25 protein-coding genes are annotated in these 22,817 nt (G+C 36.9%); 13 read left to right on the top strand and 12 right to left on the bottom strand.

Annotated elements, in window-relative coordinates; all coding sequences use genetic code 11:
• Nucleotides 1-294: 294 nt before the first annotated feature.
• The 3 genes from QRX23_RS09550 (at nt 295) to QRX23_RS09540 (ending at nt 2,311) form a co-directional block, all read left to right on the top strand.
• On the top strand, nt 295-468 hold the full coding sequence (locus QRX23_RS09550; RefSeq protein WP_002828249.1) for a hypothetical protein: 174 nt from the start codon (nt 295-297) through the stop codon (nt 466-468).
• A 4-nt stretch (nt 469-472) separates the two neighbouring features.
• A complete protein-coding gene (locus tag QRX23_RS09545) occupies nt 473-1,570 on the top strand; it encodes an SLC13 family permease (RefSeq protein ID WP_002828248.1) in 1,098 nt (365 codons plus the stop codon).
• A gap of 135 nt (nt 1,571-1,705) precedes the next feature.
• Nucleotides 1,706-2,311 (top strand): sugar O-acetyltransferase, encoded by a 606-nt coding sequence (locus tag QRX23_RS09540; protein WP_330155435.1) that lies wholly within the window; start codon nt 1,706-1,708, stop codon nt 2,309-2,311.
• A 60-nt stretch (nt 2,312-2,371) separates the two neighbouring features.
• Here QRX23_RS09540 and QRX23_RS09535 read toward each other — a convergent pair whose 3' ends face one another.
• Nucleotides 2,372-2,968, bottom strand: a complete 597-nt coding sequence (locus QRX23_RS09535; protein WP_330155434.1) for a sugar O-acetyltransferase — start codon at nt 2,966-2,968, stop codon at nt 2,372-2,374.
• A gap of 410 nt (nt 2,969-3,378) precedes the next feature.
• On the opposite strand from QRX23_RS09535, the gene QRX23_RS09530 reads away from it, so the two are divergent.
• A complete protein-coding gene (locus QRX23_RS09530; RefSeq protein ID WP_330155433.1) occupies nt 3,379-4,563 on the top strand; it encodes an aminotransferase class I/II-fold pyridoxal phosphate-dependent enzyme in 1,185 nt (394 codons plus the stop codon).
• Between the two features lie 2 nt (nt 4,564-4,565).
• Complete coding sequence (locus tag QRX23_RS09525; RefSeq protein ID WP_330155432.1) at nt 4,566-5,555, top strand: D-2-hydroxyacid dehydrogenase; 990 nt, start codon at nt 4,566-4,568, stop codon at nt 5,553-5,555.
• A 74-nt stretch (nt 5,556-5,629) separates the two neighbouring features.
• Here QRX23_RS09525 and QRX23_RS09520 read toward each other — a convergent pair whose 3' ends face one another.
• From QRX23_RS09520 to QRX23_RS09500, 5 genes are all read right to left on the bottom strand, one after another.
• Nucleotides 5,630-6,130 carry a YbhB/YbcL family Raf kinase inhibitor-like protein gene (locus QRX23_RS09520; protein WP_330155431.1) on the bottom strand — a complete coding sequence of 167 codons (501 nt, stop codon included), beginning with the start codon at nt 6,128-6,130 and terminating at the stop codon, nt 5,630-5,632.
• A gap of 55 nt (nt 6,131-6,185) precedes the next feature.
• Nucleotides 6,186-6,785, bottom strand: a complete 600-nt coding sequence (locus QRX23_RS09515) for a pentapeptide repeat-containing protein (protein WP_330155430.1) — start codon at nt 6,783-6,785, stop codon at nt 6,186-6,188.
• Complete coding sequence (gene rarD, locus QRX23_RS09510) at nt 6,782-7,693, bottom strand: EamA family transporter RarD (protein WP_330155429.1); 912 nt, start codon at nt 7,691-7,693, stop codon at nt 6,782-6,784. The genes QRX23_RS09515 and rarD overlap by 4 nt, the downstream gene beginning before the upstream one ends.
• Before the next feature lie 136 nt (nt 7,694-7,829).
• The gene (locus tag QRX23_RS09505) at nt 7,830-7,997 is read right to left on the bottom strand and encodes a hypothetical protein (RefSeq protein WP_330155428.1); all 168 of its coding nucleotides are present in this window, start codon (nt 7,995-7,997) and stop codon (nt 7,830-7,832) included.
• Nucleotides 7,998-8,021: 24 nt separating this feature from the next.
• Complete coding sequence (locus QRX23_RS09500) at nt 8,022-8,984, bottom strand: D-2-hydroxyacid dehydrogenase (RefSeq protein ID WP_330155427.1); 963 nt, start codon at nt 8,982-8,984, stop codon at nt 8,022-8,024.
• Nucleotides 8,985-9,203: 219 nt separating this feature from the next.
• Here QRX23_RS09500 and QRX23_RS09495 point away from each other — a divergent pair, with 219 nt between their 5' ends.
• A complete protein-coding gene (locus QRX23_RS09495) occupies nt 9,204-9,569 on the top strand; it encodes a DUF3021 family protein (protein ID WP_330155426.1) in 366 nt (121 codons plus the stop codon).
• Between the two features lie 56 nt (nt 9,570-9,625).
• Here QRX23_RS09495 and QRX23_RS09490 read toward each other — a convergent pair whose 3' ends face one another.
• The gene (locus QRX23_RS09490; RefSeq protein ID WP_330155425.1) at nt 9,626-10,558 is read right to left on the bottom strand and encodes a LacI family DNA-binding transcriptional regulator; all 933 of its coding nucleotides are present in this window, start codon (nt 10,556-10,558) and stop codon (nt 9,626-9,628) included.
• A 229-nt stretch (nt 10,559-10,787) separates the two neighbouring features.
• Between QRX23_RS09490 and QRX23_RS09485 the strand changes: the two genes are divergently transcribed.
• From QRX23_RS09485 to QRX23_RS09470, 4 genes are all read left to right on the top strand, one after another.
• Entirely contained in the window at nt 10,788-12,143 is a 1,356-nt protein-coding gene (locus QRX23_RS09485) for an SLC45 family MFS transporter (RefSeq protein WP_330155424.1), read from the top strand.
• A 186-nt stretch (nt 12,144-12,329) separates the two neighbouring features.
• On the top strand, nt 12,330-13,196 hold the full coding sequence (locus tag QRX23_RS09480; RefSeq protein WP_330155423.1) for an ABC transporter ATP-binding protein: 867 nt from the start codon (nt 12,330-12,332) through the stop codon (nt 13,194-13,196).
• A gap of 1 nt (nt 13,197) precedes the next feature.
• Complete coding sequence (locus QRX23_RS09475; protein WP_330155422.1) at nt 13,198-14,064, top strand: ABC transporter permease; 867 nt, start codon at nt 13,198-13,200, stop codon at nt 14,062-14,064.
• Between the two features lie 92 nt (nt 14,065-14,156).
• On the top strand, nt 14,157-15,008 hold the full coding sequence (locus QRX23_RS09470; protein WP_330155421.1) for an aldo/keto reductase: 852 nt from the start codon (nt 14,157-14,159) through the stop codon (nt 15,006-15,008).
• A 56-nt stretch (nt 15,009-15,064) separates the two neighbouring features.
• Here QRX23_RS09470 and QRX23_RS09465 read toward each other — a convergent pair whose 3' ends face one another.
• From QRX23_RS09465 to QRX23_RS09455, 3 genes are all read right to left on the bottom strand, one after another.
• Complete coding sequence (locus tag QRX23_RS09465) at nt 15,065-15,994, bottom strand: 2-dehydropantoate 2-reductase (protein ID WP_330155420.1); 930 nt, start codon at nt 15,992-15,994, stop codon at nt 15,065-15,067.
• 79 nt (nt 15,995-16,073) lie between these two features.
• Nucleotides 16,074-16,670, bottom strand: a complete 597-nt coding sequence (locus QRX23_RS09460; RefSeq protein ID WP_330155419.1) for a hypothetical protein — start codon at nt 16,668-16,670, stop codon at nt 16,074-16,076.
• A 2-nt stretch (nt 16,671-16,672) separates the two neighbouring features.
• Nucleotides 16,673-17,131 carry a GNAT family N-acetyltransferase gene (locus QRX23_RS09455; RefSeq protein ID WP_330155418.1) on the bottom strand — a complete coding sequence of 153 codons (459 nt, stop codon included), beginning with the start codon at nt 17,129-17,131 and terminating at the stop codon, nt 16,673-16,675.
• A 186-nt stretch (nt 17,132-17,317) separates the two neighbouring features.
• On the opposite strand from QRX23_RS09455, the gene QRX23_RS09450 reads away from it, so the two are divergent.
• Together QRX23_RS09450 and QRX23_RS09445 are read left to right on the top strand one after the other, a co-directional pair.
• Complete coding sequence (locus QRX23_RS09450; RefSeq protein ID WP_330155417.1) at nt 17,318-18,259, top strand: nucleoside hydrolase; 942 nt, start codon at nt 17,318-17,320, stop codon at nt 18,257-18,259.
• 34 nt (nt 18,260-18,293) lie between these two features.
• Nucleotides 18,294-18,986, top strand: coding sequence for an N-acetylmannosamine-6-phosphate 2-epimerase (locus tag QRX23_RS09445; protein ID WP_330155416.1), 693 nt, complete (start codon nt 18,294-18,296; stop codon nt 18,984-18,986).
• 74 nt (nt 18,987-19,060) lie between these two features.
• Here the strand turns inward: QRX23_RS09445 and QRX23_RS09440 are convergent, their stop codons facing one another.
• The gene (locus QRX23_RS09440) at nt 19,061-20,596 is read right to left on the bottom strand and encodes an FGGY-family carbohydrate kinase (RefSeq protein ID WP_330155415.1); all 1,536 of its coding nucleotides are present in this window, start codon (nt 20,594-20,596) and stop codon (nt 19,061-19,063) included.
• A gap of 75 nt (nt 20,597-20,671) precedes the next feature.
• A complete protein-coding gene (locus QRX23_RS09435; RefSeq protein ID WP_140836687.1) occupies nt 20,672-21,451 on the bottom strand; it encodes an SDR family oxidoreductase in 780 nt (259 codons plus the stop codon).
• A gap of 221 nt (nt 21,452-21,672) precedes the next feature.
• Between QRX23_RS09435 and QRX23_RS09430 the strand changes: the two genes are divergently transcribed.
• Entirely contained in the window at nt 21,673-22,803 is a 1,131-nt protein-coding gene (locus tag QRX23_RS09430; RefSeq protein ID WP_330155414.1) for an ROK family protein, read from the top strand.
• The last annotated feature ends 14 nt before the right edge of the window (nt 22,804-22,817 follow it).

The following is a 22,817-nucleotide window of genomic DNA, read 5'->3' as shown; positions in this document are numbered from 1 at the left end:
AAGTAAGTGATACTTGTAACGAATTGTTGATTATTATAGATAAACAGTAATTTTATTGTAAAGATTATTACAGATGAAACGCTAACTTAAAGTCTATTTATGAGGCATTCGTTCGTTATATAACGAATTATACGAAAGATATTATAAATTCATATCCGTTTTTAAATTAAAAAGTGAAAAAATAAGCATTTTTAGCAGGTATTATGTTACAGGAGTTTTGTTGCGTATTGGCCGAGTTTTTTCGATAATATACTTGCATCTTTATTATTTTGCGAATCAACTAAGGAGATAGGTATGATTTTTAAAAGGCATCATGATAATACTGAAGTGACAACTGCTAAGCTTGCTGTTTTATTGATTCCGGCAATGACGATATCGGCAGGAATTACTTCTTTAATGGCAGCTAAATCGTATGAAATTATTCGACTAGCGAATGCCCGTGGTAAAGCTATCGAGGAAGAGAAATAAGCACATGGTTAATCGTATTTTTACGTACTTAAAGAGCGACGTAATGTTTACTGTTAGCATGGTGCTAGCGGTCGTTACGTCCTTTTTCGTGGTACCAGATTTAGGTGCTGTTAACTGGCACACTATTTTCAGTTTAATGACAATGATGATTTGGGTTAGCTTGTTAGAGAATGCAGGTGTTTTACATGCCGTATCAGTCTGGTTAGTTAGTCGAAGCCATCATGCGCGGGCGTTAATGACTAGTGTGACCTTGTTGTCATTCTTTGGTGCAATGTTGTTATCCAATGATATTGCTATCTTAACGTTAATGCCGATTTATTTACGATTAGCATCAGGGCTATCAACGCAATTAAAAATTATTGGCTCAACCTTGATTATTATGGCTGCTAATTCTGGCGCTATTTTATTTCCATTTGGTAAGTCACAAAACCTATACTTATTTGGTCATTACGGGGTGAGTGTTGGTGAGTTCTTCACTTGGTCTGCATCATTGACAGTGGTATCACTTATTTTGATGATTATCATTACACGTTTTATTAAAATGGAGCCACTGGCAATTGATTTAAAACCAGCTGAGCACGTTGAAAACCGCCAATTAGTTTTCTTGATTTGTACAGGTGTTGTTTTGATTGCAACAATTTTTGGCTGGTTGCCATTTAATGTTGTGGTACCACTTATCTTGATCGTCTTCTTTATCTATAATCGCAAAATATTTAAAATGGTTGATTATGGTTTATTAGCAACATTCTTGTTTTTCTTTGTTGCAACAAATAATTTAGCCAATATACATATGGTACAGACGCTTGTTAGCTCACTATTTGATACGCCAGCACATGTGCTGTTTGGTAGTTTTGCTCTAAGTCAAATTATCTCCAACGTACCGTCAACAATTTTAATTTCAACATTTACGGATCATGCCCATGAATTATTCTTAGGTACTAATATTGGTGGGCTAGGAACGATGATTGCCTCGATGGCAAATTTGATTGGTTTCCGTGTGTATCGCCAAATTGAACCAGATTCATCATCAACTTTTTTGAAATTGTTCATGGTGTTAAACTTCGTTATGGCAGCTGTCTTGTTGGTTTCATTTGGATTATGATTAATATATTTTTAGTTGAAAAGATTGGAACAAAAAATGTTCCAATCTTTTTTTGCTAAAAAAGGTATTAAATAATCGTTAAAACACTTATAATGAAGTGGAGATTTTAGCTTTTATCGTGAGTCGGAGAAGAATATGCCTAAAAAACTAGACGAACCAGATATTGAAGCTTTAGCAAAGAAACCTATATTTGAGAAGGTTGCGGATGGAGATTGGTATCAGTATGGGAAGGAACCCCAATTACAAGCCATTGTTAAATCAAGTACGCAAGCGATTCAAAAATTGAATAAAATTGCGACAGATGATTTTGATGAGGCGCTAAAACAATTACATGAATTAGTACCGCATATGGCTGATGATGTGGAAGTTTATTTCCCAATTACTAATATTGAGTACCCTGACAATTTATTTATTGACCAAGGAACTTTTATTAATTTGAATTTCACTATTTTGAGTGCTGGTAAAATTACCATTGGTAAAAACTGCTTCTTAGGACCTAATACGCAGTTGTACACACCAAATCACCATCCAAATAACAAGGAATTACGTCGTGAAGGTTGGCAATATGATTTGCCAATTACGATTGGTGATGACTGCTGGTTTGGTGGATCGGTGATTGTTTTGCCAGGAGTTACAATTGGTGACAATGTCGTTGTTGGCGCTGGCAGTGTGGTTACCCACGATATACCAAGTAATACCGTTGTTGCTGGAAATCCGGCACATATTATTCGCCACGTATAAATAAAAAAGCTGAGAAGTATTGATAATCTGGTAAGAACCAGTATCTACTTCTCAGTTTTTTTATATAAAATCTTGACCGTTGAAGCCAGTTTTGTCTGCTTCAGTAATTTCTCGTAATACATGGCAAGGGTTACCAACTGCGATAACGTTGCTTGGAATATCATGAGTTACAACGCTACCTGCACCAATGATAACGTCGTCCCCAATTGTGACACCAGGTAACACAGTGACGTTAGCTGCTAACCAACACCGATTACCAATCGTAATTGGTTTGGCGATGCAACCGCCAAGTTCGCGTTCATGAGCATCAAATGAATGATTGCTGGTATAGAGTCCAACTTTAGGACCGAATAAGACACGATCACCAATGGTAACTTTAGCGCCATCTAGAATGACGGTATCATAATTTGCATAAAAGTAATCACCAACGTGAATATTGCGACCAAATTCACAACGAAAATTTGGATTCAAATCTGGTGCAATACCTGCACTACCAAATAGATTGCGAATGAGCACTTCTTTCTTTGCCATATCTTGCTCATTATTGATGGCGGTTGTTAACCTTGTTGATTCTTTTCTGGCAGACACTAATATTGGATCTAAATCATTATAAGTTTGACCCGTAGCCATATAGGCAAATTTTTCATCTAAGTTCATTTATTTTTCTCCCCAAGTCATTAGTATCAGGATATCATAAAAAATAAAATCGTTTGCAAGGGTTGACACAATCCGAAACATTAGAGTATGGTTAGAATATCATTAAAGCCAGGAGCTGATATTCATGAAATTACGTCGTGTATCACAATTGAATAGTTGGAACTATAACTTTCGTTTCTATTAGATAGTGTTTGCATCTAGTTATTAGCAGGTGCAGACATGTCACACATGTTTGTACCTGTGGGAAATGAAAGCTATTTGGCTTGAGTTAAAAGACCCTGCAGGTTTGAAAATAATCTGCAAGGGGTAATAAAAGATTATAAAACCCTCTAGATTGTTTTCAATCGAGAGGGTCTTTTTTCGTAGAAATAATATTGTTCGTTTTTAAGCATTAAAGGAGTGAATTAGTTATGAAAATGACAAAATATTTAAATAAACAGTTAGTCAATGTGCAACCATCAAATATCTTAGCTTTTGCAAATTTTGCTGCTGATATTCCAAATATTGTGAATTTTACATTAGGTGAACCGGATTTCGACACACCGAAGCATGTGCAACAGGCAGCTATTCGTAGTATTCAAGCAAATCATTCACATTATGCGCCATCAAATGGGACGCAGGAGCTACGTCAAAATGCGAGTGGCTTTTTAGCAACCAAGTATGGTCAACACTATGCACCTGAAGAAATAATTGTTACTGAAGGTGCAACTGAAGCAATTTATACAGCAATTGTGTCTGTGTTGAATCCTGGTGATAAAGTGATTATTCCAACACCAACATTCCCATTGTACATTGCCGATGTCACAGTGGCTGGTGGCCATCCTATTTTGGTGGACACTTCAGCAACAGATTTTAAACTAACCCCAGAATTATTAGCAGATACAATTGCTCATGAAGGACCAGCGGTCAAAATGGTTGTGTTGAATTATCCAAGTAATCCAACAGGTATCACTTATTCGCAGGCAGAATTAGATGCATTGGCTGATATTTTAAGGGATAAACCAATATTTGCATTGTGTGATGAAATTTACAGTGAATTAAATTATGACCAGGCACATGCGTCATTGACGAAAACATTACGAGAACAAACAATTTTGATTACTGGAGTTTCAAAGTCTCATGCGATGACAGGTTGGCGAATTGGGTTACTATGTGCACCAAAAGTACTTACTGATGAATTAAGTAAGATCCACCAATTTACAATTACGAGTACTGCAACAGTTATGCAAGATGCTGCGGCGGAAGCTTTAGGAAACGGTCAAGATGATGCATTACCAATGAAGACAGAGTATCAGAAAAGGCGAGATGTCATTTTAGAAACTTTAAATGAGTTAGGTTTTCAAACGGCCAAACCAAGTGGTGCATTCTATATTTATACGAAAATTGCTCCTGATTTAGAACAAGATGATGAGAAATTTGCTTATGATTTGGCTAAAACAGGATTAGTAGCTGCTGTGCCAGGTTCATATTTTGGTCCAGGAGGAGCGCACTACTTACGACTTAGCTATGCAACTAGTATGGCTGAGATTACAAGGGGGATGACCCAATTACGACAATATGTTGCTGATCAAAGGAATGAAAGTGAGAGAATTTAAAAATGAAAATTTTATTATTGAGTGTTCGACCAGATGAGCGTGCGGCAATCGAGAAGTGGGGTAATCGTCATCCAGATGTGGCGTTAACCATTGCAGAATGGGAATTACATTCAGAGACCGTGGATCAGGTAGCTGGTTTTGACGGGTTAGTTATTCAGCAACGAACTCAGATTGAATCGGATGTCTACCCACGCTTGCACGAATTGGGCATCAAACAACTGACAACGCGAACAGCTGGGTATGATGTGATTGATTTAAAAGCTGCAGCTGAAAATGATTTGATTGTCAGCAATGTACCGGCATATTCACCTCGATCAGTAGCCGAATTAGCACTAACACACACATTACGTTTAATTAGAAAGCAAGAATTAGTTGACCAACGTGTCCGTGAACAAGATTTTCGTTGGGCTGGATTACAGGGAAGTGAAATTCACTCATTAACAATTGGCATTATTGGTGCCGGAAGAATAGGCGGTACAGCAGCGCGACTATTTCATGCCTTAGATGCAAAGGTTATCGCTTATGATATTAAACCTAATCATGAATTAGATGATGTACTCACTTTCTTGTCGTTTGAAGAAGTTCTTCAACAAGCAGATGTCATTTGTTTGCATGTTGATTTAAATGAGACATCACGAGGTTTGATTGATGAAGCTGCATTAGCTTTAATGAAACCAACTGCATATTTAATCAATGAATGTCGTGGACCAGTGGTGGATACAAGTGCTTTGTTAGCTGCATTGGCAGAGCAACGGCTAGCTGGTGCAGCATTGGATACGATGGTTGGTGAAGAAACATTCTTCAATTTTGATTTACGAGGTCAAGAGCTCCCTAACCAAGATTTAATTCAATTACGTCAGTACGACAATGTTATTATCACACCACATGTTGGTTTCTATACTAATATTGCTGTCCAAAACATGGTGGATATTAGTTTAGATGATACGGTAGCTATTTTATCTGGTAAGGCAAGTGAACATACAGTTAGCTAAGGAAAAAGTAGGTCATTTCAAATGAAGTGACCTACTTTTTATGGTTATAAAAATTCATTGTTCCACATGAAACATTATTTGCTACGAGCTGGTAAGTCTAATGAGACAGTATCTAATACATGTCCCTTAACTGCACGGCGGAAGTCATTGAGGAAGTAGCCAGCTTTTAAGTCTAACGTCGTATCTAAGGCGAAAACTTTAAGTGTATAATCATGAGTTTTATCCGGTGGCATTGGACCAGTATAGCTTTGTGTTAGTGCTGGATTGTCCAGACGATATTGTGAATACTGCGAGTTGGTACCAGGCACATACGAAATATTAGCATGTGAAAGGTCTTCAGGTATATCACCAACTGGTAGATTAGCTGCTAACCAATGAATCCAGACAAAACCAGCAACCGGCACTGAATCGTAATCGATAAAGACGACAGACAATGATTCGGTACCAGTAGGAACATCACTGACCCTAATCGGAAAATTTACAACTGGTGTATCTTCAAGACGATATTGATCTGGTGCAAATTTTGCGTACTTATCAGGAATTAAATTGTTATCTAAGGCAACATCAATTTTCATAATAACCCCCAGTATTGAGTATTAGTTCTAATTTAGCATAATGATCTTACAATCACTAAGCATCTTCATCATTAATTTTAACACCAAGCAGACCAATAAATGCAATGGCTTGTACCGGACTGATTATGCAACCACGAACTTGATCAGTTGTCACATTTAATGTTTCAAAAAAACTTTTAGAAATATCTACGCCAACTAAAGCAGTATCTAAGAAATCAGCTTTATCGAGTTCACATTGGGTAAAATTCAATCCTTTTTTTATTTGCATGTCTTGAAAGTAGGCGCTAACTAGACTACTTTTTTCAAATTGACTGTTTTCTATCTTAGATCCAGATAGATTGAGGTAGTCTGCCTTTGAATCAATAATGATTGTGTTTTTCCAGTGATTATTTGAAAAATCCGTCCCCATTAGTTGGCATTTGTTAAAAATGGTACGGTAAAAAACGCTAGATGAGAAATCATTGTTAAGAAAATGACAGCTTTCAATCTGACAGTCAAGCCATTCGCTATCTGAAAAGTCCGTTTGCTGAAACTCACAGTTTTTAAATTTTACTGAGTCAACGTGGATTCTTTCCGAAGAATATAGAAATAAACAATCCTCGTAAGTTTCACCAGGAACTACTTCATCTAAGGAGAGCCGTTGCTTGATAATCATACATTTCTTCCTTTTGATTTATTTTGAATTTGGCGTGTTTGGCGCGCACTTTGTATACTGCCATAAATGAACACTGCAATACCAATCCAAATTAAAATGAAAACAATGGCTTTATGCCAAGTAAATGCTTCATTGAGAACGAATATGGCCATTAGTAATTGCATGGTTGGATTCAAGTATTGAATGAAACTGAGTGTAATGAAGTCAATGTTCTTAGCAGCGACAGCAAATAGTAATAGGGGAATGATTGTCACTAATCCACTGAGAATAATGAGTATTGTAACATGTGGGCTACCTTGTAGCATGTTATAAGGGGTTAGTAGTAGGTAGATGATAGCAATTGGAAAAACGAAAAGGGTTTCTAAAGTTAATGAGATAAGGGCTGGTAGCGGTACTTTCTTTTTAATTAAACTATACAAACAGAACGTACCAGCCATTAATAATGTGTTCAAAGGTAATGAACCTGTTTGAAATGTTAGAATCGCAACGCCAATAACAACAAAGGTCAATGCAACGATTCTCGTTTTTGATAGATGTTCATGTAGGAATAGGACGGCAACAACTACATTCATGAGCGGCATGATGTAATATCCGAGACTTGCTTCAGTAGCTGCTTGATGAGTCACCATGTAAATGTAGATAAACCAGTTAGCTGAAATTAGAAATGAAGCTAGAATAAGCCACTTTAATTTATGAGTATGAATTAATTGCTTAATTGTGTTAAATAGCAGGGGCCAGTCTCGCCGAATTGTCAGAATAATGGCGATTGTTAACATTGACCAGACAATTCGGTAGGATAAAATGTCCATTGCAGGTACAGTATGCATAAGTTCCCAAAAAACACCTAATACACCCCAGAATATATATGCTAATAAGCCAGATTGAACGCCTAATTTTTTATTTTCCATAGATCGCCTGTCCTTGTTCTTATTCAATAATAAACATCATGGTATTGTGACATATTGATATGGTTCATGCTAACACTTTTAATAATTCATTGATATATGTTGATTGTTCCTACGGATAATTTTCCTTAGCTAGATGTTAGTTGTCTTTCGGAAAAATTTTTTGAATATAAAAAATACCAATCAAAGAAACAATAATGATGATAATGAGAGATATTCTGACGATATCCGGGTGATTATCAACAAAAAAATTATTAAGGATGGCGATTGCCATAATCAAAGAAAACAGTCCTGAAATGCGTGCCATATTGTTACCTCCAAAAAATGATAACTAGTCAACGACATTGACTGGCTTTCCAACTAGAAATGCTTTTAAGTTATTAATTGTAATATTCAGCAATCTTGCTCGGGTTTCCAAGGGAGCCCAAGCAATGTGTGGTGTGATGATACAATTTTGAGCGGTTAATAGGGGGTTGTCTGCTTTAATCGGTTCCCTTTGTACAACATCGGTTGCTAATGCATAAACACGCTGATGATTTAAGGCATCTGCCATATCCACTTCGTTGATCAGCTTTCCTCTGGCAGTATTTAATATGATGACATGACGCTTCATTTTAGAAATTGTTGACTTATTGATTATGTTGATTGTGTCAGGTGTTTGTATCACATGCAGACTAATAACATCTGATTGTGCTAATAGTTCATCTAAAGAGACTTGTGTTGCCCATTCTTCAGCATTGGGTTTTGGATGATGATTATAGAAAATGACGTTCATTGCAAATGCGTGGGCAATTTTGGCAACCTTTTGTGCAATATGTCCGTAACCAATCAATCCCAATGTTTTGCCCTGTAATTCAAATAAAGGTTTGTCCCAAAATGTAAAATCTGGAACTTGTGACCATTTATTTTCGTGAACTAGTTGATTGTGGCGTCCAACCTGTCCGGTAACTTCCAGTAACAGTGAGAAGGTAAATTGCGCGACTGATTCACTTGCATAAGTGGGGATGTTAGTTACAGTAATCTGATGTTTATGTGCACTATCAATGTCAACAACATCATAACCAGTCCCCATAATGCCAATATATTTAAGATTGGATGCATGACTGATGATGTCATCATCTAGTGGTGTTTTGTGAGTGATTACGATTTCAGCATTATCAATTCGATGCAAAATTTCGGATTTATCATCAACATTCGTTCGATCATAGAAGGTACAGTCACCTAATTGATTGAGTTGAGGCCAATCTAAATCGTTGTTTAATGCATACCCGTCTAAAAGAACAATTTTTGTCATGATAGCTACTTCCTTTTGCAATTTTTCTCAGTATAGCACACAAAAAATTATACGCAGAAAGTAATCATTCTCGATTTGCGGTATTAGGAACATTATATTGTTCAAGTAATCAATAATATTGAAACGTATTTTTATGTTATGTGAGAGAGTTCACTTATAATTAAGGTATACATAGCATACAGTACATCAATCTTGAAAATCCATAAGGGGGAAATCAAGATGAAATTATTATTTTCAGGAATTATGCGTGGGGGCATACCTTTTATTATTTTGGGTAGTATTGCATTTGTGTTGAATATTCAAAATAAATTCCAGGAGGCAAAAGGAACCTTTTTTACAGCATTGATATTATTATTTATGGGAGTGACAACGGTTATTTATGAGATTGATCAGTGGAGCTTTGCTAAACAAAGTTTAATTCATTTTTTGCTAATGTTTATCACGGTTTATCCTGTATTGTTATTCAGTGGTTGGTTTCCGCTAAATAATTTAAAGGATGCACTATTGATTTTTCTCTATTTTGCGATTGTTGGACTAGTAATTTGGTCAGTCTTAGCAGTGGTTTTTAAAATAATTCAAAGTTAGATGTAAAATAGCCGGGATGATTCAGTCCCGGCCTATTTTTGCTATTTTCTTATTTTTTACTTTGTTGTTTCACCATGGATGAGTTTAGGTACAACATATACTGATTCGACAGTTTTACCAGATAACTCAGCTAGCAATAATTGCACCATGTGTCCTGCAATTTCTTTAAGTGGTTGTTGGACTGTAGTCAGTGGTTGCTCTGCTAGTTGATGAATATAAATACCATCAAAGCCAACAATACCAATATCATCTGGAACTTGTAATCCTTGCTGTCGACTTGCCCTTAAGGCTCCCAGACCTAGGCGATCAGTTGCAGCGATAATACCTGTGTTAGCGCTCAAATCATCATTTTGTAAAAAGCGTTGCACAATATGTTCGTTGTTAGGTAAACGATAGATTTCAACTTCACGACCGGCTTCACGCATTGCTTGGCGATAACCCATTTCACGATTAGTTGCAAATGGCTCGTCAATATCCATACCCAAAAATAACAAGCGTTGGTATTTTTGACTAATTAATAACTTTGTTGCAAGAAGGGTACCAGCTTTGTTATCGATATCTACTGAGGTAATGCCGGATTCCGTACCGTATATCACAACTGGGATAGGTAAATTGTGTAAGACAGCACAATCACTATGACGTGCCCCACAAATCAAAAAACCGTCGACATTTGTTAGATCAAAATTACGGTCATGGCGCATTTCTAATGTGTAGCCTTCTTCACGGAGGGCATCTGTTAAATGCATGAGTAGATGAGCATAATAGGGTTCAATTTCATTCACATTGTCTAATAAAATAAATGCGATGTTGTAATGACGATTATTTGCCAATGCTCTACCCGCACGATTTTGAACATATCCTAATTGTGAAATAACACGTTGTACATCTTCTCTAATTTCGGGTGATACTTGTTCAGGATGATTAATGACTCGTGAGACAGTCATTTTTGAAACATGTGCTTCGTGAGCCACGTCAGATATTGAAACCATAATATTGACCTCGATGCTTTATTTGAAAACGTTTTCTAAAATTCCTTATTACATCATACCATGATTGTTATTTGGCGCGTAATTTTACGCAGGGTCAGAAAACATGTTACCGGTAACATAAAGAATGCGCTTTCATAACAGTGTTTGAAGACGTATAGTTTTATTTGTAAGTAAAGCGCTTTCATATATTGAATGCAAATATAAAATTTTATGATTATGGAGTTAAAACATGTCAGAGTCAAAAAATACTTTTGGTAAAAAACATTTGCCAACGTTGTCAATCGCAACATTAATGTTAATGACCTTTGGAAATTTAGGAACATCAATGGCCTTTTCACTACAAAGTGCCAATATGGGACGTATCTTTCAAACCTTAGGAGCTGATCCAACGAAGTTAGGGTTCTTCTTTATTTTGCCACCATTAGCTGGTATGGTTGTTCAACCGTTAGTTGGTTATTTCTCAGATCGGACATGGATTCCTAAAATTGGTCGTCGATTACCATATCTTATTTTAGGATCAATCGTTGCGATTGTCGTGATGGCATTATTGCCGAATGCGGGATCATTTGGATTCAAAGCATCAACAGCCCTTTGGTTTGGTGCTGTTGCTATTCTCTTCATGGACTTGTCATCAAATATGTCAATGCAACCATTTAAGATGATGATCTCAGACATGGTTAATGATAGTCAGAAGGATATGGCATGGTCATGGCAAACGATTTGGGGAAATATTGGTGGTGTGATTGCTAACCTATTCCCATATTTCTTTACTGCAATTGGTGTTGCAAACGTTGCAGCACAGGGTGAGTTACCATCATCTGTGAAGTGGTCATTCTATTTAGGAGCTATTATTCTTGCCATTTCTGCTGCATTTACTATCTGGAAGGTTGATGAATATGAGCCAAGTAAATATGCAGAATATCATGGATTAACTGAAACAACAGAAAAAACTAACGTTGTGGAAATTATTAAAAATGCGCCAAAAGTATTCTGGACACTGGGGATTGTACAGTTCTTCTGCTGGGCAGGATTCCAATACTTGTGGACATATGGTACAGGTGCGGTAGCAGATAACATTTGGCACACAACTGATGCTTCTTCAGGGGCCTTCCAAGCTGCTGGAAATTGGTTTGGTGTGCTATCATCAATTGAGACAATAGCCGCTATTATTTGGGGACTAGTGATTTCACGTTTGAGCAATAAAACACGTAAGCCAGCTTATACACTTGGTTTGTTCTTAGGAGCGGTTGGGTTCTTTATGCTAGCAACAACTGGTTCAAAGACAGTTTCAGCACTATCATTTATTTTGTTAGGAATTGCTTGGGTAACAATGAACGCAATTCCATTTACGATTTTGACCAATGCTTTAGATGGTATGCATGATGGCACTTACATGGGCTTATTTAACACATGGATCTGCTTGCCACAAATTGTTGCATCAATTATGTCATTTGCTCTTTATCCATTATTAGGAAATCAAATGCCACATATGATTATGATATCAGCAGTGCTATTTATTATTGGTGGACTGAGCGTTTGGTTTATCAAAGAAACATCAGTTGAACATGGTGATTCTGTCAGATAATTAATGAAAATTTTAGACGGTAGCTTATCGATGTTTATCGATGACCTATCGTCTTTTTTATGTCTAAAATATGACCGATTTTCTAAATAAATAGACCAATCATTGTAAATGACAGAATGTAGTAAAAATGCCGGTATAATAGTAGGCAAGCTAGTGGGAAATATTATCATTTGAAAGGGGAGTAGGATGTATTTAGAAACAAAAGGGCTTACGAAAGTTTTTGGGGATCAAGTTGCTGTTGATAAGCTAGATATGTCAATTGATCAGGGGAGTTTTACAGCAATTCTTGGTCCAAATGGTGCGGGGAAATCCACAACTATATCGATGTTACTTGGTTTATTGTCACCAACAAGTGGCAAAATTATTTATCATACAAAAACACCAAAGATTGGTGTGGTATTCCAAACAAGTGTATTAGATGCAGAGTTAACAGTGTCGGAAAATTTAAATATTCGTCAGAAAATGACAGGTAAAGCAGATAAATCAGAAATTGATCAAGTGATGCATAAATTAGGTGTTAGTTCATTTGCTAATAAGCGCTATGGTCAGCTTTCTGGTGGGCAAAGACGACGGACTGACATTGCACGGGCGTTAATAGGTGATCCAGATATTTTGTTCTTAGATGAACCAACGGCTGGATTAGATATTCAGACCAGAAAAGCGATTTGGGAAATTTTGACGAAATTACGCCAAGAAGAAAAATTAACAGTTGTTTTGACAACACACTACTTAGAAGAGGCAGACCAGTCAGATATGATTTTTATTATTGATCAAGGAAAATTAATTGCGCATGGTTCAGCGACTGATTTGAAATATCAATATGCTAAAAATCAACTTATTTTGGAAACCAACGATGTGGCAGCTATTAAAGAGAAGTTATCTTCAGTACAGTACACCGTTATTGCAAAAAATAAATTGCGACTTATGCCAGAGAATACGAAAGAAACCTTGCGTATTTTACGTGAGGGTGAACCATGCATAACGCATTTTGAATATCGAGAGGGTACGATTGATGATGCGTTCATTGCCTTAACAGGAAAGGAGATGCATTGATATGTTTATACTATGCTACCGAAATTTGCTGTTGTACTTCCGTAATAAATCGGGTGTGTTCTTTTCATTACTAACGGCTATAATCTCTTTTATTTTATACATTGCGTTTTTAAAAGATACGATTGCCGGTGATTGGGGTAGAATACCTGGTCATACCGCATTCTTAGATCTATGGCTGATTGGTGGCACGTTGGGAATTACAGCTATTACAACGACATTGTCCGCTTTGAGTCAAAAAGTTGAAGATCATGAAAAAGATACAGAAAATGATTTTATTTTAACAGGAACTAGTCGATTTAAATTAACATTTGGCTACGTTTTGAGTGCAGCGATAATTAGCTACATCATGCAGATTGTCGTTTTTGTAGTGATGTATGTTTATTTTCATTTTGTGGATGATTTGAGCATCGCATTGCCAAAAATTGTTGTGTTGATTAGTTTGATGGTATTGGGATCAGTAGTAAATGCACTTGTTAGTGCTGTTATTATGATATTTGTTCATAACAGAAATACCTTAAATGCTATTGCTAGCCTTGTTGGAACAGTTTCTGGATTTTTAGTTGGTGCATATATACCAATTGGTATATTACCTGAATTTGCCCAATTTTTAGTTAAATTGACTCCTGGATCGTACGTTGCGTCACTTTATCGTCAGACACTTTTGAACGATGATATGATAGACCTTTTCCCTAAAGTGGCACAACGAAATGAGTTTTCTGAAGAGTTAGGAATCCAATTGAAATGGAACCATTTATTGAATTTTAACCAATCATTAATGACCGTAATTGGTTTATTTGTACTTTTTTTAATTATCGTATTAATTGTTGAGTATAGAATTTCTAATAAGACGAATAAGTTAGATTATTAATAGTTTTTAAATGGTATTGATTGTATTTAATGGTGCTTTTAGTTAGACTACGAAGTGTAGTCACTATGGAATATGCTAGATTGGAGAATGCGATGAAGAAAGTGACATTAGCAGGTGTGGAAGTACCAGCAATTGGAATTGGAACATGGCATATGGGAGAAGATCCATCACAAGAACAACGTGAAATCAATGCCATTCGTAGCGGATTAGATGCAGGTGCTCGGTTAATTGATACAGCCGAGATGTATGGTTCAGGTAAATCAGAAACGTTGGTTGGGAAAGCGTTGGAACCCTATCAACGTGATGAGATTTATTTAGTTTCAAAGGTGTTACCAAGTAATGCATCTCAGGCGAAATTGTCTCATCATTTAGATGAGACATTACATCGGTTACAAACAGACTACCTTGACCTTTACCTCTATCATTGGCGTGGTGGTGTTCCCTTAGCTGAAACCATTGCCGAATTAGATCGTATGAAGCAAATTGGTAAAATTAAAGCTTGGGGTGTCTCAAATTTTGATGTTGCGGATATGGAAGAACTCTGGGAGTTGCCTGCCGGAAAGTACGCAGCTGTCAATGAAGATCTTTATAATATTGAGGAACGGGGAATTGAGTATGATTTGCTACCTTGGCAGAATGAACATCATGTACCCTTGATTGCTTATAGTCCAGTTGGTGGTAAACAAAATGAGCTAGGTACTTCAATGTTGACTAACCAAGTAGTTAGAGAAATTGCTGATCAACATGATGTGACACCATACGTGTTGTTGCTAGCTTGGATCATACGAAATGGACAGACGATTGCCATTCCACAGACCAATAACCCAGAACATGCTGCAGCAAATATGCAAGCAACCAAACTCGAACTAACCTCTGCAGAGCTTAAACGGTTAGATCAAGAGTATCCAAAACCAAATCATAAAGTGCCATTGGCAATTAATTAATGAATTTAAAAACAAGTGGTTGGAACAAAATATCTGTTCCAACCACTTGTTTTTGTTTAATTTTTAACAGCAACATCTTCACGAGCATGAATTAATTCAGTAATTAATGTGTTAGTAGGAGTGGGGATATTAAGTTCTTTTCCCATTCTTGCGATTGCACCATTTAAATAATCAATCTCAGTACGTCGTCCAGATGCAATATCTTGATGCATTGATGGATAGTGGTCGCCCGCTTGATCTGGTGCTAGTGATGCATCAATAGTTTTTAAAGCAAGCTCGGCAGTTAAAGGAATATCTTTAGCCTTTGCGACAGCTTCAAATTCAGCAACAATGCGTTTTGTTAATACTGATGTATATTGGCTTTTGTTAAGCTCCATAATTTTACAATCTAGAATCGTGCAGAGAGTATTCAGTACTCCGTTTAGGCAGGCTTTTTTCCAAATTGATAATAAGACGTTGTTACTTGGGCGAGCATTTAAGCCAGCTGCATTTAGAACATCATTAATTTTATTGACTGTTTCATGTGAAACATTTTCAATTGCTTGGAATTCAATATAGCCAGAACCGTTTAGAATAACCGAACCTGGTCCAACTAATTCGCTGGTCCAAAGCGTTGTACCGACTAATAAGTCTATGTGAGGTGCAACCTTTTGGATGTTCTCTAAGTTTCCAATACCATTTGATAAACATAGGACAGCAGTATTCTCAGTTAGTAAGTGTGCAATTTTCTTTAACATATCACTTAGCTGCATAGCTTTTGTGAATAATAAAACTAGGTCAAAATCATCGTGAACGTCTTCCGGAAAAGCGGCTGGAATTTTCACAAATTTTTGTTCACCAGCAGATTCTACTGAAAGTCCTTTTGTATTGATAGTTGAAATATGTTCAGGCCATAAATCAATCAAGGTAACTTGGTTGCCTGCTTGATGCAGCATATAACCAAAACGACTCCCCATTGCGCCACTACCTGCAATTGCTATTTTCATGATGTATCCTTTCTTTTAAAACGCTTTCACGTCTACATATCTATTTTACCAGAATTATGTTGAGTAATGCGTTGCATGATTAGAACATCATTTTATTGTTTGCTAATGCAGATTTTCTACGTATCACAATTAACATTAATGAAGTGTTTAATATTAATAAATAAATGGGGAAGGATGCCGTACTAAATGACCAATGAGTTGTAGCAGCTAAAATTCCGGTAGTGGATGAGAAAACACCACCCATGTAATAAATGGGTGCTTCACTGTTCGGATAAAACCAAGCCTTATGTAACGTTGGTACGGAGGCAATTGCGTCACTAAGAATTGAAAAAACAATGGCAAGAATGGGATCATTAGTTAGATGCCAAATAATTATTGCGAAGATAGCAACAATACCACAAAGATAATCAAGTAGATTTAATTGCCAGTAGGCGGATTTGTTAAATAATGATGCGATAAAAACTAACATAGGCATAAATCCAGCCATAAATACTGGTAAAATAGCCCAGTCAAACCCCGTTGCAGAAATAGTCGCAATGACTGAAATCATTGGAGACACTGCCCATAATAACCACGTTACCTTGTTGGGTTGTACTTTACCCTGGATGGTTGAAATGAGATAAACGGATCCAAATACAATTGAGCATAGTGCCCCAATTAAAACAAGATATTGCACAATTAATGTCCTCCACTTAAAATCATGTCAATATGGGGAATATCATCTTCCAAATAGACGTCGGAAACAGCCTGAAAGCCAAATGACTCATAGAATTTACGTAAATAATTCTGTGCCCCAATTTTAATGCTTTTTTCTGGGTAAAGATGTTGGATTTCTTTGATGGTCTCGGTTACGATTTGGCGACCAAAATGTTGTTTACGATAAGGTGCAGCGACTAGTACACGCCCAAAGCGAATGTAGTTTGGATTGTCATCAGAAATAATACGTGTATAGGCAATTAGCTCTTGGTGATTTGTAAAATATACGTGACGAGCATTAAAATCTGCATCATCAACTTCTTGATAGGCGCAATTCTGTTCGACCACAAAAACTTTGGTACGTGCTTGCATAATTGTAATTAGTTCTGAAGCGGTCAATTCACTAGTATCTTTAATATTAAGGGTAACTTCTGACATCATTAATTTTGCCTCCTGAAAAAATTTAGGTCTCTAATGCTTAATGTTAGCATATTCTTAGTCATAATATATCCAAGTTTAATACGATAATTTACTATCATTATTCAGATAGAGATAACTTTAACTTGACGATAATAACGAAATTCCGTAATCTTTAAAGAAAATAATCAAATTGGTGGGGAAATTGTAATGAAGAATGTGTATTTCAATCATGATGGGAACGTTGATGATTTAGTGTCGTTATTACTTTTGTTGCAAATGCCAGATGTTAACTTATTAGGTGTCGGCGTGACAGATGCGGATGGGTATGTTGATCCATCAGTCTCAGCATCACGTAAAATTGTTGATCTATTTGGTCATGAAGGTCGTCAACCTGCGGAAATTGCCAAATCAAACTCGCGAGCTGTTCATCAGTTTCCAAAGGAGTGGCGTTTGAGTTCCTTCTCCTTTGATGATTTCCCTATTTTAAATGAGCATGGTGAACCAAAGACGCCAGTTGCTGCAAAACCAGGTCATTTAGATATGATTGATAAAATTAAATCATCTGATGATAAAGTAACAGTGGTGATGACTGGACCACTTTCAGATTTAGCACGTGCGTTAGAGGTTGATCCAAGTATTACTGAAAACATTGAAAGTGTACATTGGATGGGTGGTGCTTTGAATAGCAAGGGTAACGTTGCTGAACCAGGAGCTGATGACACGATGGAATGGAATGCTTACTGGGATGCGGAAGCAGTAAAAAAAGTTTGGGATTCTGATTTGAAGATTATCATGGTGGGACTTGATAGTACTGATCAAGTGCCGTTAACTTCTGAATTGCGGATGCGTTGGGCAACACAACGTCAGCACCCAGCCCTAGATTTAATTGGTCAAGGATATTCGTTAGTTCATTCATTTGAAGCAAACTCTATTTATTATTTATGGGATGTTCTGACAACGCTTGCTAGTCGTTATCCGGAATTAGTTGAATCAGTGCAAGTAAAGACTGATGTTATCACAACTGGTGCTTCCGAAGGTAGAACATATCAAACTGATGAGGGACGCGAAATTACTTTTGTTACCAGTGTTGATGCAGAGGCCTTTTATGACAAGATTGATGAGTTGGCCAAACTAGGGGACAAAAAATAATCAATTGTTTAACGATTAGGGGGAGTAACTTGAAATGGATAAACAAGCATTAATGCGTCAAATTGCCAATGGACTGATTGTTTCGTGTCAGGCGTTGCCAGGTGAACCATTGTATACTGAAAAAGGTGGTGTGATGCCACTTTTGGCACTAGCAGCACAACAAGGTGGTGCAGTCGGTATTCGTGCAAACTCAGTGAGAGATATACGAGAAATTAAAGCTTTGGTTAATTTACCTGTTATTGGAATCATTAAGCGTGATTATCCACCAGAAGAGCCGTATATTACGGCGACTATGCAAGAAATTGATGAGTTGATGACAGTTAAACCTGATGTGATTGCATTTGATGGTACACTTCGTTCACGGCATGATGGGTTAACAGTCAGTGAATTTATTGGACAAATTAAAGCAAAATATCCTGGTCAATTGCTAATGGCTGATATTGCAACTTTTGCGGATGGGCTGAATGCATGGCAAGCTGGTGTTGATTTTGTTGGTACAACGCTGGCGGGTTATACTGCAGATAGTGAAAAGATTGATGGTCCAAATTATAAGTTGATTCAACAATTAGTTGACCACGGCATTGATGTGATTGCAGAAGGCAAAATTCATACACCTGAAGAAGCAAAAAAGATTCAAGCAATGGGTGTTGCAGGGATTGTTGTTGGTGGAGCAATTACACGACCAAAAGAGATTACGGAACGTTTTGTAAGAGAGCTGCACAAATAGGTATGGAAATAAACAATGACTGGGACATAAAAATGTTCTGGTCTTTTTTATACAGGTAAAGTTCTATCTAAAAATTATAATTGGTTATCAATTGTTGTCAGGAGAGTCATGTCATCCTTTAAATCAGTATACAATTTTTTGTAGAGTTCAAAATATTTATTATACGTTGCGTGTCGTTCTGGATTTGGTAACACTTTTTCACCAAGAACTTGCCAATTTTTAACTTGATCCAGTGTCAGTGTCTTAGTAGCAAGACCAGCTAATATGACATCTCCTAGATTGGCTTCAGCATCTTCTACAGGTGTACGTACGGCATACCCGGTAACATCAGCGAACATTTGCACCCAATCACTAGAATTTGTGACACCTCCAGCAATGACAATGTAATCACCTAGATCTTGACCAGTTAATTCAATTGAATGACGTAATGCATAAGCAACAGCTTCTTGGAAAGCATGGTAGATATGAGCTTTGCTATGCGATAACGATAATCCAAAAATCAATCCTTTAGCATCTGAATTCCAAATAGGTGCACGTTCTCCCATGAAATATGGTAAGACAACAAGTCCATTACTTCCTGCTGGAATATTTTTAGCTTGTTCCCCTAATGAAACGTAGGCATTTTGACCACCGTTTTTTTGTTCAGCAAATTCAGCTTGTGCAAAATTATCTCTGAACCACTTTGTGATACCCCCAGCCGTTGCTGAACCACTAAAGTTATAGGTTAGGTGTTGGGAGTTGTATGGATATGGCCATACAATTAGTCCCTTATTCTTAATTGGTTTTTTGCTTACTAGGGCTGCGTTCATTGATGTCCCAATTGCTGCAACATATCGTCCAGGCTCTAAAACACCCATACCAACATTGGCTGCACCAACATCCACACCACCAACAATCACTGGTGTATTTGGTAATAAGCCTAATTCCTCAGCAACTTTTTCGGTTATATAACCGGCAATCTCATTAGCTGCAACTAGCTTATTAGGCATCATTGTACGTGGAATGTGTAATGCATCAAGCATTTCAGTTGACCAAGTGCTTTGGTTAATATCATAGACACCACCAATATTACCAGCAGCTGAGTAGTTGACAGCCGTTACACCAGTTAAATTCTTCACTATAAATGTATCTGGAGGCAGAAATTCCTTTATACGTTGCCAGTTTTCAGGTTCATTATCCTTGATCCAAAGCATTTTTGTATATCCATAGTAAGGGTCGACCACATCATTTCCAGTGATTTCTGATAATCGATTGAGATCAATATTATCTTTGACCCACGCTACTTGTTTTTCCGCTCGTCTATCCATCCAGATTAGTGTTGGACGGACTTCATTATCTTTGTCATCGACAGGTACACCAGCTCCACCATAAAGGGCAGAAATACCAATTCCTTTAATATCAGCGGCATTTACATCACTTTTTTTAATGACTTGTTTAATAGTTTGTTTTGCTGCTTCAAGCCAAACATGGGCCCATTGTTCAGCCCATAGATTTTTGGGTGTGAGAACATCATATTCAACTAAAGATTGTGCAATAAGTTTTCCTTCAGTACTCATTAACACACTTTTTGCACCAGATGTTCCGACATCAGTTCCAATTAGATAGTTCATATCAATGTCCTTGTAAATAAATTTTAGAAAGCATATTAAGCGGCCTAGGAAATATTTTCTAACTTAATTTGATGCTTACCAAGCAGTAAAGGCACCATCAATTTGGAAATCAGCTCCAGTTGCAAAACTACTTGTATCTGAAGCTAAGTAGACTGCAATTCCCTGGAGCTCTTCGGGCTTGCCCATACGCTCCATTGGGGCCCAATCATTCCAAATTTTAATTAGTGGCTTTAGCTCTTCTGAGTTTTGTGTTAAAGCTGTTGCCATGTAACCAGGAGAAATTGTGTTTACGCGCACACCTTTCTTTGCCCATTCAATAGCTAGTGACTTTGAAAGTTGAATAACACCAGCCTTTGAAGAATTGTATGATGCTTGTGGTTGAGGGCGGTTGACGATGTGAGCTGACATTGAGGCAGTGTTAATAATTGAACCACCGCCATGTTCGATCATATATTTACCAGCGGCCTGAGAAGTTAGAAATACACCATTTAGGTTTAAGTTGATAACCTTTTGCCACTGCTCAAATGTTGTTTCTGTAGCAGGAGTATTAATAACCATACCAGCATTATTAAACGCAACATCTAATCCACCAAGTTCAGATACAATTGTATCGATCATTGCATTAACACTATCTGGATCTGTAACGTCTGCTTTGACAGCAATAACTTTTTGTCCAGTTGATTCAGCAATCTCTCGAGCCGTCTCTTGGGCTTTTTCTAATTGAATATCAACAATTGCAATATCAGCACCAGCTTCGGCTAAACCTTGTGCCATTGCCTTACCTAATCCTTGCGCACCACCGGTAACATAAATTTTTTTACCGTCTAGGCGTAAGCGATCATTAATCGTAGTCATAATAAACCTCACATAAAATAAAATAATTTGTAAAACACAATGTGACTTTTAATTAAACGTTAATTATGTAAAATCACTTTGCTTAATACACGAATAAGTTTATGACAGCGCTTTCATCTTGTCAACACATTTATATAAAATCATTTTACATAAATGCTCGAATTGCTTATAAAATTCAGTAGTGATAAGCTTTGGTAAAGATATTTTTTTGGAGGAAAATTATGAAAGACCAAGGCATGAAAAGTGTTCAAAAGAATAATTTTGCTGAGACATTTCATTTATTTTATCGGTATGACAGAGTCTCGAAACAAGTCATTTCAGATAACCTAGGCCATAGTTTGCCTACGATTACGAGTAATTTAAAAAAATTATTAAACCGCGAATTGATTGTTAAAGATGGTGAATTTTTAACACAAAAGACGGGACGACCCGCACAAGCGTATAAATTAAATGAGAGTGCTTTTACCAGCTTAGGAATGGAACTTTTTGGTAATTACATAACAATAATTAGTTTAAATGCACGGGGAGAATTATCTGCAAAAGAACGCATAGATATTATTTTTGAGAACACGGATACATATTATAAAAAGATTACTGATGAACTTAAGAAGTTTGTGGACTCTAAGAAGCTTGATATTGATCGAATCGTTGGCTTGGGAATTGGTATTCAAGGGTTAGTGTCGGATGATCAAAGACGGGTTGTATATAGTAAAATCTTACCAATGGCAGATTTAACAACAGCGGCTTTTCAAAAATACTTACCATTTCCGGTGACATTTCTACACGATGCTGACGCTGTTGCATTAGCTGAACAACATGCCTCCAAACGAACAGAAGATGCGATATATCTTTCAATTGGGGAGCATTTGGGAACTGCGATGATGGTTGACGGTAAAATATATAATGGTGCACGAGGACGTTCTGGCACGATGGAACATATCACAATTGCGATGGATGATAACCGCTTATGCTATTGTGGGCGACATGGATGTATTGAAACTTACGTGGCTATTAGTACGCTAATAGATGCATCCAAAGAAACATTAACTAGTTTTTTTGATTTAATTCATTCAGACGATAGTGATGCATTGCGTCGGTGGCATCACTATTTAAATAATGTCGCTGAAGCCATTGTCAATTTACACATGTTTGCTGATTCACCAATAATATTAGCTGGAGAAATAACTAATTATTTAACAGAAAAAACTATTGGTTATTTGGAAAAAAGAATTTCACAAATTAGTGCATTTCCAGAAGAAAAAAATTATTTGGAATTAGGAGAGGTTCACACAAATCCAGTAGCATTCGGGGCAGCATTACCATTAGTTCAACGTTTTATTGAAGAAATTTAGTACAAAAAAATATA

This window comes from Weissella paramesenteroides (genome assembly GCF_036327715.1).
Taxonomy (GTDB): Bacteria; Bacillota; Bacilli; order Lactobacillales; family Lactobacillaceae; genus Weissella; species Weissella paramesenteroides.
This window is presented reverse-complemented; position numbering and strand designations above follow the sequence as displayed.